Origin of the sequence: Neobacillus sp. PS2-9, from assembly GCF_030915525.1 — a bacterium.
In the GTDB taxonomy this organism is placed as follows: domain Bacteria; phylum Bacillota; class Bacilli; order Bacillales; family Cytobacillaceae; genus Neobacillus.
In genome coordinates, this window is record NZ_CP133269.1 from 1,982,257 (window position 1) to 1,998,921 (window position 16,665).

17 protein-coding genes are annotated in these 16,665 nt (G+C 37.4%); 15 read left to right on the forward strand and 2 right to left on the reverse strand.

The window, feature by feature from the left end; all coding sequences use genetic code 11:
* Positions 1–9 precede the first annotated feature (9 nt).
* From gabT to RCG25_RS09980, 8 genes are all read left to right on the forward strand, one after another.
* Positions 10–1,344: a 4-aminobutyrate--2-oxoglutarate transaminase gene (gabT, locus tag RCG25_RS09945; protein ID WP_308083508.1), complete on the forward strand. Its 1,335-nt coding sequence runs from the start codon at positions 10–12 to the stop codon at positions 1,342–1,344.
* 38 nt (positions 1,345–1,382) lie between these two features.
* Positions 1,383–2,804 carry an aldehyde dehydrogenase family protein gene (locus RCG25_RS09950; protein ID WP_308083509.1) on the forward strand — a complete coding sequence of 474 codons (1,422 nt, stop codon included), beginning with the start codon at positions 1,383–1,385 and terminating at the stop codon, positions 2,802–2,804.
* Positions 2,805–2,875: 71 nt separating this feature from the next.
* Positions 2,876–3,730 (forward strand): putative beta-lysine N-acetyltransferase, encoded by an 855-nt coding sequence (gene ablB / locus RCG25_RS09955; RefSeq protein WP_308083510.1) that lies wholly within the window; start codon positions 2,876–2,878, stop codon positions 3,728–3,730.
* A gap of 63 nt (positions 3,731–3,793) precedes the next feature.
* The gene (locus RCG25_RS09960; protein WP_308083511.1) at positions 3,794–5,191 is read left to right on the forward strand and encodes a sigma-54 interaction domain-containing protein; all 1,398 of its coding nucleotides are present in this window, start codon (positions 3,794–3,796) and stop codon (positions 5,189–5,191) included.
* Between the two features lie 143 nt (positions 5,192–5,334).
* Positions 5,335–6,765: a lysine 2,3-aminomutase gene (gene ablA, locus RCG25_RS09965; protein WP_308083512.1), complete on the forward strand. Its 1,431-nt coding sequence runs from the start codon at positions 5,335–5,337 to the stop codon at positions 6,763–6,765.
* Between the two features lie 11 nt (positions 6,766–6,776).
* Positions 6,777–7,061, forward strand: a complete 285-nt coding sequence (locus RCG25_RS09970; protein ID WP_308083513.1) for a YokU family protein — start codon at positions 6,777–6,779, stop codon at positions 7,059–7,061.
* Between the two features lie 78 nt (positions 7,062–7,139).
* Positions 7,140–7,367: a YozE family protein gene (locus tag RCG25_RS09975; RefSeq protein ID WP_308083514.1), complete on the forward strand. Its 228-nt coding sequence runs from the start codon at positions 7,140–7,142 to the stop codon at positions 7,365–7,367.
* A 133-nt stretch (positions 7,368–7,500) separates the two neighbouring features.
* Positions 7,501–8,196 carry a hypothetical protein gene (locus tag RCG25_RS09980; protein WP_308083515.1) on the forward strand — a complete coding sequence of 232 codons (696 nt, stop codon included), beginning with the start codon at positions 7,501–7,503 and terminating at the stop codon, positions 8,194–8,196.
* Positions 8,197–8,198: 2 nt separating this feature from the next.
* Here RCG25_RS09980 and RCG25_RS09985 read toward each other — a convergent pair whose 3' ends face one another.
* Complete coding sequence (locus RCG25_RS09985) at positions 8,199–8,366, reverse strand: hypothetical protein (RefSeq protein ID WP_308083516.1); 168 nt, start codon at positions 8,364–8,366, stop codon at positions 8,199–8,201.
* 188 nt (positions 8,367–8,554) lie between these two features.
* Between RCG25_RS09985 and RCG25_RS09990 the strand changes: the two genes are divergently transcribed.
* The 4 genes from RCG25_RS09990 to RCG25_RS10005 all read left to right on the forward strand — a co-directional run bounded on the left by RCG25_RS09990 (position 8,555) and on the right by RCG25_RS10005 (position 11,095).
* Positions 8,555–8,728 (forward strand): YozD family protein, encoded by a 174-nt coding sequence (locus RCG25_RS09990; RefSeq protein WP_308083517.1) that lies wholly within the window; start codon positions 8,555–8,557, stop codon positions 8,726–8,728.
* 368 nt (positions 8,729–9,096) lie between these two features.
* A complete protein-coding gene (locus tag RCG25_RS09995; protein ID WP_308083518.1) occupies positions 9,097–9,885 on the forward strand; it encodes a serine/threonine protein kinase in 789 nt (262 codons plus the stop codon).
* A gap of 17 nt (positions 9,886–9,902) precedes the next feature.
* On the forward strand, positions 9,903–10,673 hold the full coding sequence (locus tag RCG25_RS10000) for a sporulation protein (RefSeq protein ID WP_308083519.1): 771 nt from the start codon (positions 9,903–9,905) through the stop codon (positions 10,671–10,673).
* A gap of 113 nt (positions 10,674–10,786) precedes the next feature.
* Positions 10,787–11,095 carry a YodL domain-containing protein gene (locus RCG25_RS10005; RefSeq protein ID WP_308083520.1) on the forward strand — a complete coding sequence of 103 codons (309 nt, stop codon included), beginning with the start codon at positions 10,787–10,789 and terminating at the stop codon, positions 11,093–11,095.
* Between the two features lie 35 nt (positions 11,096–11,130).
* Here RCG25_RS10005 and RCG25_RS10010 read toward each other — a convergent pair whose 3' ends face one another.
* Entirely contained in the window at positions 11,131–11,259 is a 129-nt protein-coding gene (locus RCG25_RS10010; RefSeq protein ID WP_308083521.1) for a hypothetical protein, read from the reverse strand.
* A 152-nt stretch (positions 11,260–11,411) separates the two neighbouring features.
* Between RCG25_RS10010 and deoD the strand changes: the two genes are divergently transcribed.
* From deoD to RCG25_RS10025, 3 genes are all read left to right on the forward strand, one after another.
* Positions 11,412–12,113 carry a purine-nucleoside phosphorylase gene (deoD, locus tag RCG25_RS10015; protein ID WP_308083522.1) on the forward strand — a complete coding sequence of 234 codons (702 nt, stop codon included), beginning with the start codon at positions 11,412–11,414 and terminating at the stop codon, positions 12,111–12,113.
* 364 nt (positions 12,114–12,477) lie between these two features.
* A complete protein-coding gene (locus tag RCG25_RS10020; RefSeq protein WP_308083523.1) occupies positions 12,478–14,673 on the forward strand; it encodes a heavy metal translocating P-type ATPase in 2,196 nt (731 codons plus the stop codon).
* Positions 14,674–14,876: 203 nt separating this feature from the next.
* The gene (locus RCG25_RS10025; RefSeq protein WP_308083524.1) at positions 14,877–16,388 is read left to right on the forward strand and encodes a lmo1851 family serine protease; all 1,512 of its coding nucleotides are present in this window, start codon (positions 14,877–14,879) and stop codon (positions 16,386–16,388) included.
* Positions 16,389–16,665: the final 277 nt, after the last annotated feature.

The window sequence follows — 16,665 nt, forward strand, 5'->3', positions numbered from 1 at the left end:
GGGAAGCCAATGGGATCGATCCAACTTAGAACCAAGATTCCTGGTCCAAATGCGGTAGAATTACTCACCAGGAAAGCGCAAAATGTACCGAAAGGCCCGTTTAATACAATCCATACGTTTGCTAGTAAGGGAGAAGGGGCACTCATTACGGATGTTGATGGTAATACCTTTATTGATTTTGCAGGTGCTATTGGTTCCTTAAATGTGGGTCACTGTCCCCCGGGTGTAGTTGCAGCACTAAAACAGCAAATTGATGCCTACCTTCATCCCTGCTTCCATGTCATGATGTATGAACCATATGTTAAGTTAGCGGAAACACTTAATCGGATTTCTCCGGGTAACCATCAAAAGAAAACGTTCTTCTTAAATAGTGGTGCCGAAGCTGTCGAGAATGCCGTGAAAATTGCAAGAAAGTATACTGGGAGGAAAGCAATCATTTCTTTTGAAAGAGCCTTTCACGGACGGACGTACATGGCGATGTCGTTAACGAGCAAGGTGAAACCCTACAAATATGAATTTGGACCATTCGTACCGGAAACGTATAAATGGGCTTATCCTTATTATTATCGTTCTGAATTCGATACGCCTGAACAATTAGATAAAAATCTTTTACAGCGCTTTGAAACCTTCTTCCAAAGTGAGGTTCCACCTGAAGAAATTGCTGCAGTAATCATGGAACCGATTCAAGGGGAAGGTGGTTTTGTTATCCCGTCAAAGCAGTTTGTAAAAGGGGTTAAGGATCTATGTGAAAAACATGGAATCTTATTTATCGCTGATGAGGTTCAAACTGGCTTTGGCAGAACGGGTAAAATGTTTGCTATAGAACATTTTGATGTTGTGCCTGACTTAATGACTATGTCAAAGTCATTGGGGGCAGGTCTTCCGATTAGTGCCGTAACAGGTAGAGCGGAAATTATGGACTCACCGAATGTAGGAGAAATTGGAGGAACATATGGGGGCAGTCCGCTCGGTTGTGTGGCTGCACTTGAGGTGATAAAAGCGATTGAGGAAGGAGATTTATTAGATAGGGCCGAACATATAGGAGAGGTTTTTCAAAAACGATTTTCTGCTCTTAAGAAACAATATCCTCAGATTGGTGACGTTCGGAATATTGGTGCTATGTGTGCTATCGAATTTGTAAAAGATTCAAAATCAAAATCACCAAATAAAGAACTAGTTCAACAAATTATTCATACCTCACATCAAAATGGACTTATTATTATGACAGCAGGATTGTTCGGAAACATCATCCGACTACTAACGCCTCTCGTCATCACAGATGACCAATTAGAGGAAGGGTTGGATGTTCTGGAAAATGCCATCGGAGTATGTTGTCGAGATTAGCTATTTGATTTACATGCAAAAAGATTGGAGGATGTCTTTTGAAACAGTCACTATGGATTGGCGGTGAATATCGACCAACCCTATCTTATATAAAATTAAAAAATCCATATAACCTGGAGCATATAGCTGATATCGCCGTTGCGGAAAAGGAAGATGTTGTGGCAGCCATCACGGCAGCGCATCAAGCTACTGTGGATATGCAAGAAATCCCTGCCTTTAAACGTGCCGAGATTTTAGAAAAAGTAGCCAGTTTTCTAAAAAATGAAAGAGAAGAGTGTGCAAAGCTGATTTCCAAGGAAGCAGCAAAACCTCTTAAAGCTGCCAGAGCTGAGGTCGACCGGACCATCATGACTTACACGTTCGCTGCCCATGAGGCTAGAAGAATACATGGAGAAACAGTTCCGATGGATGCTGCACCTGGCGGAGAAGGCAGACTTGCATTTACGATTAGGGAACCCCTTGGAGTAATTGCAGCCATTACTCCATTTAACTTTCCTATGAATCTTGTCGCACATAAGGTTGGCCCGGCCATTGCTGCAGGAAATACAGTTGTCTTAAAACCAGCGAGCCAGACACCATTATCCGCTTATAAAATTGCTGAATATTTTCATCGTGCTGGATTGCCATCGGGTGCATTAAATGTGGTCACAGGAAGCGGCAGTGTGCTCGGTGATATATTGATGAAAGACGAAAGAATTAAGATGATTACCTTTACGGGAAGTCCCAAGGTGGGGAAATATATTCGTGAAAATTCAGGGTTAAAGAAAGTAACCCTTGAATTAGGTTCCAACTCCGCTGTTATTGTCGATGATGGGGTAAGTTTGGAAAAAATCATTCCAAGAATCGTTACGGGGGCATTTTCTTATCAAGGTCAAGTATGTATAAGTATTCAACGTGTCTTTGTACATGAAAAAATGATAGATCAGTTTGTCGAACAGTTTATTGAAGAAACGAAAAAATTAAAAGCGGGTAATCCACTTGACGAACAAACAGATGTATCCGCACTTATAACTAGAGCGGATGTAGAGCGTACAAAAGAATGGGTTGATGAGGCAATTGCCAATGGGGCAGATCTAAAAATAGGTGGAAATTTTAATGATGGAATCTTTCAACCTACTGTTCTAGTAGATGTTCCTGTTAGGGAGAAGATTTCTTGCGAAGAAGTCTTTGCTCCAGTGGTTCATATTAACCGCTTCAGTTCAATGGAGGAAGCAATTAACCTTGTAAATGATTCAAAATACGGTCTACAGGCAGGAATCTTTACAAATAATATACATTATGGGTTGAGGGCAGCTAAAAAACTCGAAGTAGGCGGGGTTATGATAAACGATATCCCGACCTTCCGTGTGGATCAAATGCCATATGGTGGAGTAAAGCTTAGTGGAATGGGCAGGGAAGGAATTAAGTATGCGGTTGAAGAAATGACAGAATTAAAGTTAATTAGCTTCAAGAGTGAGTAAATAAAAAATGTCTGGCTATTTCCAAAGCCAGGCATTTTTTCAAAAGATGAAGTAGTGAAGGAGTGAGAAAAATGAATCAGACTGCATCCACTACTTATATTGAGGAAAGCAACTTTTTTGTCGAAGTCTACCTTGATCCTTTTAACAAAAGGATTCGGGTTGATGATTATCGCGGGAATATACAATTGGTTCTTAAAAGAGTAGAGGAACTAGTGCAGGATCAACATGCAGAAAAGCTCATTGTGAAGGGACGCAGCAATGATTTTATGATATTAATGGAAAATGGACTACAGCCTGAAGCAGTGGTTGATCGATTTTTTTTAGGTTCAGATGCTTTTTTCTTTTCAAAATTTTATTCACATGACCGTAAAAAAAACGATCATTGGATAACCGAGGATGGCATGATTCATAGTATTTATCAATTAGACCCCACCATGGAGAAAAACTATCCTCCTAAGGAATATGAGCTAAAGAAGGCAGATGAAAATTGTGCTGCTGAGTTATCCACATTGTATCGCCAAGTCTTTCAGGTATACCCAACACCGTTGCATGATCCTGAATATGTAAAAAAGACGATGGAAGATGGGACGATTTACTACGTTTATTTCCATCAAGGCAAAATTGTCAGTGCAGCCTCTGCAGAAATAAATTCTTTTTATAAGAATGCAGAATTAACCGATTGTGCCACCATATCCGAACACAGGAAGTATGGATTAATGAAGATGATTCTTCAAGAGCTTGAGGGTGAATTGAAAAAAAAGGGAATCTTTTGTTCTTATTCAATTGCGAGGTCGTTATCGTTCGGTATGAATGCCGTTTTATTTCAGCTAGGATATTCCTATCGTGGAAGGTTAATGAATAATTGTTATATTTATGATAAGTTAGAAAATATGAATATGTGGGTGAAAAATCTGGCAACCTGCTAAAAATTCGGCTGCTCATGCCGAATTTTTGGCACCTTAAAAATGGCAAGAAGGGCAGGTGATGTAATGGTTCAATTAACAGCTTTAACAGAAGAAGTGTTATCAGCTATTCTAAAAAGTATAGATGAAGGTATTCATGTTGTTAATACAGAAGGAAAGACCATCTTTTATAATGAAGTGGCAGCTAAGCATGATGGCATGGAAGTGAAGGAAGTACAAGGGAAGCATTTAATTGATGCATTTCCCTCCCTGACAGAGGAATCTAGTACTCTATTAAAAGTGATTCAAACGGGTAAGCCTATCTACAACCAAACACAGGTTTACCTTAATGTCCATGGTACAAGAATTGATACCATTAATACCACTTTACCAATTTTTTTAGGAAAAGAAATTATCGGTGCAGTTGAAATTGCTAAAGACTATTCACGGATGAAGCTCCTTGCAGAAAGGCTATTAGATTTACAAAAAGGTGTCAATAGGACTACCAAGAAAAAGGTAATAAAACAAGTAAATTATACATTTGCGGATTTAAAAACGGTAAACCCCGTTTTTATCAGCACGAAAGAGGAAGGGAAGAAACTTGCAAAATCAGATTCTCCTATCCTTGTTTATGGGGAATCCGGGACAGGTAAGGAGTTATTTGTCCAGGGGATTCATCATGAATCCATCCGTTCTGGGGGGGCATTTATAGCTCAAAATTGTGCAGCTATTCCAGAAACTTTATTAGAAAGTATTCTTTTTGGTACAGCTAAAGGAAGCTATACTGGTGCTGTGGACCGTAAAGGCTTATTTGAACTCGCGGATGGGGGAACTTTATTTCTAGATGAATTACATACGATGCCCATTGAACTTCAAGCAAAGCTGTTAAGGGTGTTAGAGGACGGAATTGTTAGAAGGGTTGGAAGTTCGCAAAACATTTCTGTAGATGTACGCGTAATTGCAGCAATGAATGTGCATCCGAGTATTGCATTACAAGACCAAAAACTTCGATCTGATCTTTATTACCGGTTAAATGTGTTCACTTTTTCTCTTCTCCCCTTGAGAGAGAGAAAAGATGATATCTTATTTTTAACAAACTATTTTATGAAGGAATTTAACCGTAAACTCGGGAAAAATATCTATGGTTTGGAAAAGAAACTGGAGTTGTTTTTTATTGAATATCAGTGGCCAGGAAATGTAAGAGAACTAAAACATACGCTTGAATACATGATGAATGTTTGCGAAGGGACACAATTATGCGTTGAAGAATTGCCGATGATGCTAAAACATCATGCTCCCTCTTTAAAAGGTAAGAGTAATCACCCGTTTGAAAGTTTGTCGTTAAGAAAAAATATGGAGGTATTAGAAAGAGAACTTATTATGAATGCTCTTGAATTGAGTGAAGGTAATGTGAATCAAGCGGCGAAGCTTTTGGAGATTCCTAGACAAACACTGCAATACAAAATTAAGAAGTGGATGGATTGAAAAGTGCCGAATTTTTGGCACTTTTTTATGTTTTAAAAACTGAAATTTAAGAAATTTTAGAAAAATGTACTTCTCCTCCTGTTTTATAACGTTGGCACGAAACTTGCATATTGTTTAGTAAAGCCAGATAGGGGGAAATGAATATGAAGCAATTCTTATATAAACCAAGCAGATACTGGAAGGATATAGAACTTTGGAAAGATGTAACAGAAGAGCAATGGAATGATTGGCTCTGGCAACTAACAAATACGATTCGTACTTTAGATGACCTTAAGAAAGTAATCAATTTAACTCCAGAAGAAGAAGAAGGGGTACGAATTTCAACCAAAACAATCCCTTTAAATATTACACCTTACTATGCATCATTAATGAACCCAGATGATCCACGTTGTCCAATCAGAATGCAATCAGTACCTATATCAAAAGAGATTTATAAAACAAAATATGATCTTGAAGACCCTTTGTATGAAGATGAAGATTCTCCTGTCCCTGGATTAACTCACCGCTATCCCGATCGTGTTCTCTTTCTTGTCACCAATCAATGTTCGATGTATTGCCGCTATTGTACTAGGAGGCGCTTTTCAGGACAAATTGGAATGGGTGTTCCAAAAAAACAGCTGGATGCAGCCATTAACTATATTAGGCAAAATCCGGAGGTACGTGATGTATTAATATCCGGTGGTGATGGGTTATTAATAAATGATAATATTTTAGAGTATATCCTTAAAAATTTACGAGAAATTGACCATGTTGAAATAATTAGAATAGGGACTCGTGCACCTGTTGTCTTCCCACAACGAATTACAGAGAACCTTTGCAACATTCTAAAGAAGTATCATCCAATTTGGTTGAATACCCATTTTAATACATCTATTGAGATTACTGAGGATTCTAAGAGAGCTTGTGAAATGCTTGCCAATGCAGGTGTACCTGTAGGTAACCAGTCTGTTATTTTAGCAGGCATTAATGACAGTGTTCCAATCATGAAGAGACTCATGCATGACCTTGTGAAAATCCGAGTACGTCCATACTATATTTATCAATGTGATCTTTCAGAGGGCATTGGACACTTCCGGGCACCAGTCTCTAAAGGACTTGAAATTATCGAGGGACTCCGTGGGCATACGTCAGGATACGCAGTACCAACATTCGTGGTTGATGCACCCGGTGGAGGCGGGAAAATTGCGTTACAGCCCAATTATTTAATTTCTCAAAGTCCTGAAAAGGTCGTCCTACGTAATTTTGAGGGTGTAATTACTTCTTATCCTGAGCCGGAAAACTACATCCCTGGGAGAGCGGAAGGCTATTTTAAAGAAATTTATCCTGAGATGGAAGCAAAAAGATCTGTTGCGGGTATTGCTGGTATTATGAATGATCAGCATTTTAATCTTGTTCCAGAAGGCCTAACAAGATTAAACCGCCGTAAAGATTACAATCAAGATCCTACACATACTTCATTAAAGGATAAGCGAGGTAAACGTGATGAATTAAAAGAAAAAAAATTCAAAGCGGTTACCCAAAAGGAAAAAGGAAGCAGTGAAACACAACCTAGTATAGATGTTATGAAAGAATAAGAGGTGGGAGCATGAAAATGGAATGTGAATGGTGTGCTAGTCCAAATGTAGATAGAATCGTAGACTCGGTATACTGGGAATTACCCGATGGGACGAGAGCAATCGAGATTTCAGAAACTCCTACCTATTTCTGTCGAGATTGTTCTATGACTTACCAAAGTGAGGTAATAGTAAAGGAAATAGAAAATCACTTATTCTTAATTGATTGTAAACAAGTTTCTAAAGTAATTACCTTTGAGGACTTAATGAAAATACCAAGGTTGTTGAAAAGAAATTATTTTGATTTTTCCTCATAAATATATAGGCTGGACGATACTGTGAGTATTCGTTATCATATATCACATAAGTGAATTTCATGGAAAGGCGTTTGTGTGATGAGTAAATCCTTTTATCATTTTTTAATGAAATATAGACATCCGGCACCAAAAGATCGTATTAGTTTATTTGCAAACCATGCCTATATGGACCATAGCTTTCCGAAATCCTCCAAGGATTACCACGAACTCAGTTCCTACTTAGAACTAAATGGTCAATATCTAGAGTCAATGTCTATTTTTGATGAGGCATGGCAGCTTTATATTAATGCTGAAAGCAAAAATTAATCAGTTGGAAGAAATCGCTTCTTTATATGGAGGCGATTTTTTCATTTTACAAATGGTATGCGCGATATCACTTCCGATGCATATACTATTGTAATTAAAATTCACGACTTAGCATTTGAGGGGATGGGAGGACATGGCAAAACGGAGAAAACCGAAGTATAAGATCGGTGATACGGTCGTGATTACCATTTATGGTACGGTTGGCAGGGTAACAGATGTAAAATGGCTTGATGGAAAATATGTATATGAAGTAAACAAGAGTGATGGTTTGTTCCTTGAATCGGCCTTACAAATGCTATCAGAATATGATGGTTCTGTTGTAGAACAGGAGCAAATTGATATTGAATATAAGTTTTTTTTCGGTGATTTAGTTCAGGTAAGTGGTTATGGTGCGGATTTATTTAAAGTGGTCGGCTTTCGCACAGAAATTTGGCGCTATAAAGAAGACGCCTGGGAAGATGTTATTTATGAGCTTTCAAGGGTAAGTGACGGAGAATGGCTGGAGGCAGGAGAAGAGGAACTAACACTAGTTGCGGACGCTGAAAGTGCAGATACATTTATACAAAAATTGGGTCTTTTATACTTAGTAAATAAACAGGATCAAGCAGTAAAAAATACAAACTTAAAAAATTTGATAAGAAAAGCAGAGTTTGAAGAAATAGAAAGAAAAAAAGAAAAGAAAGAACTTATTGATAATCTCTTAGATATATTTAATGATTATCGGATCCTATATGAATTGTTTCATGACCAAGAGTACTATCAAGTAATGCGGGTCATTCTTAGAAAATTAGAAAGTCTTGTAAATAATGATGGCAAAAGCCCTGTATAATCCTACCACCTAGCTATTTCAAATAATAAATACAAAACAAAAGGAATGCCACCCCATTTAATTAGGAGAAACATCGTTTCTAATATTTTCTCAAATAGTTGGAGGGTAAGACTATCCTCCTGATTCACATCTTCAACCCAAGCCTCTAACATCAATTGGAATTTAGACATTGTTTCACCCCATCGTTTTCTTTTTACTAATCCTATGCTTGTCCAACCGATAAAAGACATGTTTTTTTCATTGAAACCTCTTTATTCAATTTCAGTAAAGAGAACAGGTTTATAGGCAACTGCTTACCAAAGTAAATAGCATGAAAAGGCCATGTACATCATACATTCTGTAAAAAGGGGGCGATGCTATGAGAGAAATTGAAGTATTTATTGATACAGAAGAAATTGCCGAATTTTTCTTTCATGAGCTTGTAAAAAGGGGATACGTTCCTAGTGAAGAGGAATTAGAGGAATTAGCCGATATTACTTTTGAATATTTAATTGAAAAGAGTATTATCGATGAGGAAGTACAGGAGGATTAGTAAGTGAATATTTTAGGGAGAAATGATATGTTTTCTACCTTTATGATAAAAGAAAACGAAAGCCGAGCATAAGTTGCTCGCTTTTTGTTTTTTATAGACTATTTGAAATATTTTTACCATCGTGAAACCTTGTTGGAGTTTCATCGTATTAAGGAGTGTGAATAAAAGGAGGAGGACTTTATGTTTAAAAAAATCCTTAAATCAATTTTTAAAAGTAAGATGACTCACAAGTACAGTTCCTCAAGCGATGCATGGAAGAAGCACAAACATCATAAGCACAGTCATTTAGGACATCATCATTATAAAAAGAAATATAAGAGCAGAAGTTCTATATCTAGTTTTTTTAGCAGCTAGCAAGGTGTGTGTATATGCTTAGGAAATTTACATTATTTTTTTCCAAGATGATGGAGAAGCCACTACCTATTGATGAGGTTATTGCTGATCGTTATAGGGTAGTGGAGTATCTCGGAAGCGGAAGCTACGGACATAGTTATTTAGTTTTTGATTTCTTAAGCAAACAGAATAAAGTATTAAAATCCCTTCGATATCATAAGAGAATAACCCAATCTGGAAGAAAGGGATTTGAATTAGAAAAAGAATTATTAGGCTCGATTAATCATCCAGGATTTCCTAGATATTTTGAGGATGGCACTTTTAAAAACATTCCCTATTATACAATGGAATATATTAATGGAAAAAATTTTGAACAGCTTATTTTTCATGAAGGTAAGAAATTCACTGAAACAGAAGCTTTTAAGTTTGCAGATGAATTACTACAGTACATCGAATTCTTGCATAGCCATAACATCATTCATAGAGACATTCGCATTCCGAATGTAATTTTTGATGGAACGAGGATTCGCCTGATAGATTTAGGATTAGGAAGGTATCTTAAACCGAGAGATGGAGATCTACAAAAAATAGAAGATGTAAGAAAGCAAATTAACTACCAAGCAGATTTTTACGGACTTGGCCATTTTCTTTTGTTTCTCCTTTATTCGAACTTTACTTTCCAAGATGACAGGAAGGAAAGAAGCTGGGAAGAAGAACTAGATATTACAGTAGAAGCCAAACAAATCATTAGAAGGCTCTTGCAGATAGAATCCGCGTATGATCAATGCGCACAAATAAGAGCTGATATAAAAAATTTCACTTAATTTAGGAGGAGAATTTTATGTCTTTCTTTGACAAAGTATTTGCTAGCGTAGGTATTGGTGCTGCATCAGTGGACACAAAACTAGAAAAAGACACTTATATGCCTGGAGAAACCGTACAAGGGGTTGTTGAAATTAAGGGTGGAAAAGTTGAACAGCAAATTGATGAGATTTATCTTTCACTCAATACAACTTACTTAAAAGAGTCAGATGATCGAAAATATAACATAACTGCTACCATCGACCGATTTCGTCTAACTACACCTTTCACAATCAGGTCCAACGAAAGAAAAGAAATTCCGTTTACCTTCCAGTTGCCGTATGATACACCATTATCTATTGGCAAGTCAAAAGTGTGGGTAACAACAGGACTGGAAATAAAAGGTGGGGTGGACCCAAGTGATAAGGATTATTTAAAAGTAATTCCTAATCAATTAATGACTGCTGTTTTTAACGCCGTAGATAATTTAGGCTTTAGAATTAGAGAAGCGGACTGTGAAGAAGCACCACGACGCTTACGCGGCAGGTTACCCTTCGTTCAAGAATTTGAATTTGTCCCAACATCAGGTCTATTTCGTGGTAAATTAGATGAGTTAGAAGTGGTGTTTTTATCTTCAGGTAATGGCACACTAGATTTGATGTTCCAAGTGGATCGACGTGCAAAGGGACTTTCAGGATTATTCTCAGAAGCGATGGGAATGGATGAAACGAACGTAAGATTAACTGTATCTAACGCAGATATTCCTAATTTACAACAAAAAATCCAGAGTGTAATACAAAGATACTCATAATAAATAAAAAAATGGGTTATCGACAAAAAAAGTTAGTATTCTACAGAGGGTTCGACAAGGTCTACATCTAATTATTAGAATAGAAAATAAATTCTAATAATTGGAGGTACAAGATGATCAGAGTATTAACGAGAAAGCCCTGTATCAAATATGATGTGACAATCTTTCAAACTCCAAAGTACCGTGAAAATAAAGGCTATAAACAGGTCTATAGAACGACCATTCCTGCTGCCGGCCGTGAACAATGCTTGGAAGAAACCTTTAGCCGCTTTAATGTGACTGACAGAATACCTTCAAATTATAAAGGGAGATTTCTCTCAACCGGTGACATTATATTAATAGATGAGGGACGTGGCGGTCAGCACTATTATCAGTTACAAACTGGAGGATGGACCCCAATTAATAGAATAATGATACGTTAAAAACCTAAGGGAACAGCCTTAGGTTTATTTTTATATTATCGCTTTCTTCCACCATCTGCGCGGTTCTCTTTTGCATGCGCTTCGTGCTCTGCCACAATAGCCTCGGCTGGAATATGATTATTTTTCTTTTGACCATTTATGCGACTTCTATGTTTTTTTCCCATTATCATACCTCCTTTTACATCTAAAGATAGCTTCCCACAAATCAGAAAAAACATAACTATTTCTCAGAAGTGTTTTTCAATAAAAACGGTTTATGATATATTGTCTATGGTACGGAGTGAAACGTACTTATTTTGATTGGAGGTTAAATTTAATGAGTGTACATATTGGTGCAAAAGAAAATGAAATTGCAGAAACGGTCTTGTTGCCCGGGGATCCGCTGAGAGCGAAATATATTGCAGAAACCTTTTTAGAGGATGCTAAATGTTATAACGAAGTTAGAAATATGTTTGGTTACACAGGAACCTACAAAGGGAAAAGGATTTCAGTTCAAGGAACTGGGATGGGTGTTCCATCTATTTCTATTTATGTTAATGAGCTTATGCAAAGCTATAATGTGCAGAACTTAATAAGAGTTGGTACGTGCGGGGCGATCCAAAAGGATGTAAAAGTACGTGATGTTATCCTTGCTATGACAAGTTCTACAGACTCGAACATGAATCGTCTAACTTTTGGACATGTTGATTTTGCACCTTGTGCCGATTTTGACTTACTTAAAAAGGCGTATGATGCAGGAGTCGAAAAGGGACTTAATTTAAAAGTTGGGAATATCTTTACTGCAGATTCATTCTATAATGATAATGCAGAACTTGAAAAATGGGCCAAGTATCAGATTTTGGCCATTGAAATGGAAACAACAGCATTATATACATTAGCAGCCAAATTTAATCGTAAAGCTCTTTCTGTTCTAACTGTTAGCGATCATATTCTAACAGGAGAAGAGACTACAGCAGAAGAAAGACAATTAACTTTTAATGATATGATTGAGGTAGCCTTAGAGGCTGCCACTAAGTAATAAAGAATACAATGCCTCTTCCAAATAGGAAGAGGTATTTTCTTTTATAAAAAGGAACTTAGGTCCCTGATGGAGAATTAAAATGTAGGTTGTGTTAAAGAATATTGTTGATTTTTACACCCTGTTGATTGGAGCGGAAGGCACGAAGACTCCTGTGGGAGTATGGTTCAGGGGAGACCCCGCAGGCGCATGCGCCGAGGAGGCTCGCCGAAACACCCACGAACCGCTCGTGCCTGGAGCGGAAATCAACAGACCAGTTTAACAGAGATAAAATGTAAAATAAAAAAGGCAAATATGTGACTAATTAAATGATTATATTGATATAAATAGGGTGCAGGGGTATAGTACAAATGAGGTGAACGAAATGAAAGAGCAACTCAAAGTTGATATTACGGGAATGACATGTGCAGCCTGTTCAGCCAGGATTGAAAAGGTTTTAAATAAGGTAAATGGTGTTGAAGCAAATGTCAACTTGGCTTTGGAAACCGCATCCATTTCATATGATAAAGATTTAGTTTCAAGTAATGAAATCATTACGAAAATTGAAAACCTTGGATATGGTGCTCGTTTAGAAGAGGATCAAAGAGAAACAAAACAGCAATATAAAGAAGAGGAGATAAAGCATAAGAAACGCATGTTTTCCCTTTCTGTGCTCTTGTCTTTGCCACTTTTGTACACTATGCTTGCCCATATGCCAATGGATATTGGCTTCCCAATGCCTGAAGTGATGATGAATCCGTGGTTTCAATTGTTGTTAGCCACACCTGTGCAATTTTATATTGGTGGACCTTTTTATATGGGTGCTTATAAAGCACTTAAAAATAAGAGTGCAAACATGGATGTTCTTGTAGCTTTAGGTACATCCGCAGCCTATTTCTACAGTCTTGCAGAAGGCATTAAAACCATTAGCAATCCTGTTTATATGCCGCATCTATATTTTGAAACAAGTGCTGTTCTTATTACTTTAATTTTACTAGGAAAATTATTTGAAACTTTAGCAAAAGGGAGAACAACTATCGCCATTTCTAAATTACTAAGTCTTCAAGCAAAGGAAGCAACTGTCATAAGAGATGGTAAGGAATTTCAAATCCCAATAAAAGAAGTGCAGGTATCAGATCGATTACTAGTGAAGCCAGGAGAAAAAATTCCAGTAGATGGACAAGTTTTATTAGGGCAATCCTCCGTCGATGAATCCATGATTACAGGCGAATCGATCCCAGTGGAGAAATCAGTGGGGGATCATTTAATAGGTTCGACTATTAATAAAAATGGAACGATAACAATGAAAGCAACAAAGGTGGGAAAAGACACAGCTCTTGCGGGAATTATAAAGATTGTAGAAGAAGCTCAAGGATCGAAAGCACCCATTCAACGAATTGCTGATATCATTTCTGGCTACTTTGTACCCGTTGTTGTTTGTATTTCATTCGTTACTTTCTTGATTTGGTATTTTATAGTGAATCCCGGTGATTTTCCAACCTCTTTGGAAACGGCTATCGCTGTTCTTGTGATCGCCTGTCCATGTGCTCTAGGGCTGGCAACCCCCACATCTATAATGGTGGGAACAGGAAAAGGTGCAGAGATGGGCATCCTTTTCAAGGGTGGAGAGCATTTAGAAATTGCGCATAGGATAAACGCCATAGTCCTTGATAAAACGGGAACGATAACAAAAGGTCAACCAGTTGTTACTGATTTCATCGCATATAAAGAGGAGAAAAAGGTCCTTCAATATTTAGTCTCTGCTGAGAAATCATCAGAACATCCGCTTGCTGAAGCTATTGTTAAATATGGTATGGAAAGACGATCCAGTACTCTCCCGGTCAAACGCTTTAAGGCTATTCCAGGTTATGGAATTGAGGCGAAAATAGGCGATGATGAAATATATGTGGGAACTCGGAAGCTAATGGATTTAAAAGGTATTTCTTATACAGAGAAAGAAAAAGAATTACTTCAATTTGAAACCGAAGGTAAGACAGCGATGTACATTGCAATTAATTCAACCATCATGGGACTTGTTGCAGTTGCTGATACAGTAAAAGAGACAGCTATGCTGGCAGTTACTCAACTATGCGAATTAGGCATCGAAGTTTATATGCTTACAGGGGATAATGAACGGACAGCAAAAGCCATTGCTTCTCAGGTGGGAATTACGAATGTTATTGCTGAGGTTCTCCCGGAAGAAAAGGCAAATCATATAAAAGAACTTCAGCATAAAGGAATGAAGGTTGCAATGGTAGGGGATGGAATAAATGATGCACCCGCTCTTGCAGTTGCTGATATCGGTATTGCCATAGGTTCAGGTACAGATGTCGCTATTGAAGCAGCAGATATCACCATTCTAGGTGGAGAACTGTCATTGATTCCTAAAGCTATATCTTTAAGTAAAAAAACAATGAAAAACATTCGTCAAAACTTATTTTGGGCTTTGATCTACAACTCTGCAGGCATTCCAATCGCTGCTCTAGGATTATTAGCCCCGTGGGTAGCTGGAGCGGCAATGGCATTTAGTTCTGTATCTGTCGTGACTAACTCACTTCGTTTGAAACGAGTCAAGATTTAAAAAAATTGATGAATTTTTGAAGAGGCTGACCAATCAGCCTCTTTTATTGTATCTGAAATTTCTCTATTATTTATTTCTTATTAATTTCATTAACTTTTCTTTGTTAATTTTAATAAAAAGATGTTATTCTAATCACTAAGGGTTTGCTTTTTGCTTAAGACAATTGTTAAGACTAGCTAGTACATATCTTATTTTTATGGTAAATGAAAGTGGTGAAAGCTTTGGAAGGTAAGAACGTTGAGCAAGAAAAGCTTGAAGGAGAGAAAGTTGAACAGGAGCAAGTGACTGAGAACAGATCCGGTTATATCCGATTAAAGAAGTTTCACTTTATTATGCTGTTATTTTTAATGGTGTTTTTATCAGCTGGAATTACAACAATTGCCTTTGCATTTGGTAAAGAAAAAGTGGTAACAGTTGGAGCAGAAAGAACAGAATTCAATAAACTTTATGAAGCATTTGATACCTTGAAAAATGGTTATTTTAAAGAAGTAGATCAGAAAAAGCTTATTAATGGGGCAATTAATGGAATGGTGGAATCGCTTGATGATCCCTATTCTGATTATATGAGTAATGAGGAAGCAAAAAGCTTTCATAGTAGTATCTCTTCATCTTTTGAAGGAATTGGGGCGGAAATCCAAGAAAAGGATGGACATATTGTTATTGTTTCTCCAATCAAAGGTTCTCCTGCTGAAAAAGCAGGGTTAAAGCCAAATGACATGATTATATCAGTAGATGGAAAAAGCCTTCAGGGAATGAACTCTACTGAGGCAGTTACCTTAATCAGAGGTAAAAAGGGAACGAAGGTAGAATTAACTATCCAACGACCAGGAACAGAAGCTCCTATGACCGTTCCTATTGTTCGTGATACGATACCAATCGAGACTGTCTACGGAGAAATGGTTGATGACTCTATTGCAAAGGTACAAATCACAAGTTTTTCTAGTAACACTTCAAAAGAATTAGTTACTACTTTAAATGATTTACAAAAGAAGGGTATGAAAGGTTTAGTATTAGACCTGCGACAAAACCCTGGTGGATTACTAGATCAGGCAGTAAGTATCACAAGTATGTTTGTTCCTAAAGGGAAAATTATCGTCAAAGAAGAAGATAGAAACGGAAAGATTAAGGAAATTGGTTCTCAGAATCAAGGTAATCCTGACTTACCGTTAGTTGTATTGATTGATAAGGGTAGTGCCAGTGCCTCTGAAATTTTTGCTGCTGCTGTAAAGGAATCAGCAGGAATCCCGCTTATAGGTGAGAAATCCTTTGGTAAAGGTACTGTACAAACGGCAGAAGATTTTAAAGATGGTTCTAACCTAAAATATACAATCGCTAAATGGTTAACACCAAATGGCAACTGGATTCACAAAAAGGGAATTGAGCCAGATATTGCAGTAGCCCTTCCTGAATTTGCGACATTACCGATTATTGATCCAGAAAAAGAGCTGGCCATTTCTAACTCTTCAACAGAAATTCAAACAGCACAGAAGATGTTAAAAGCGATTGGCTATGATCCGGGTCGTGAAGATGGTTTCTTTGATGAAAAAACAAAACAGGCTGTCATTGCATTACAAACGGCACAAAAGCTTCCTGCAAATGGAGTATTAAAAGGTGAATCGACCTTGAAATTGATGGAGCTATTACGAGAAAAAATTAAAACAAGTGATACACAAATGCAAAAGGCTGTTGAGGTTTTAAAAGGAAGAATGAAATAAAAATAAGATAAACTCGGCTCATACAAGAGCCGGGTTTATTTTTTTGGCTATGTTAAAGAACAGTGTTGATTTTTATTCCCTGTTGATTGGAGCGGAAGGCTCGAAGACTCCTGTGGGAGTACGGTTCAGGGGAGACCCCGCAGGCGCAAGCGCCGAGGAGGCTCGCCGAAACGCCCACGGAAAGCGAAGAGCCTGGAGCGGAAATCAACAGACAATTTTAACAAAGCCATTTTTTAAAATGAAAAGAATTTATTGTGTATATTTATTAACCATCTTT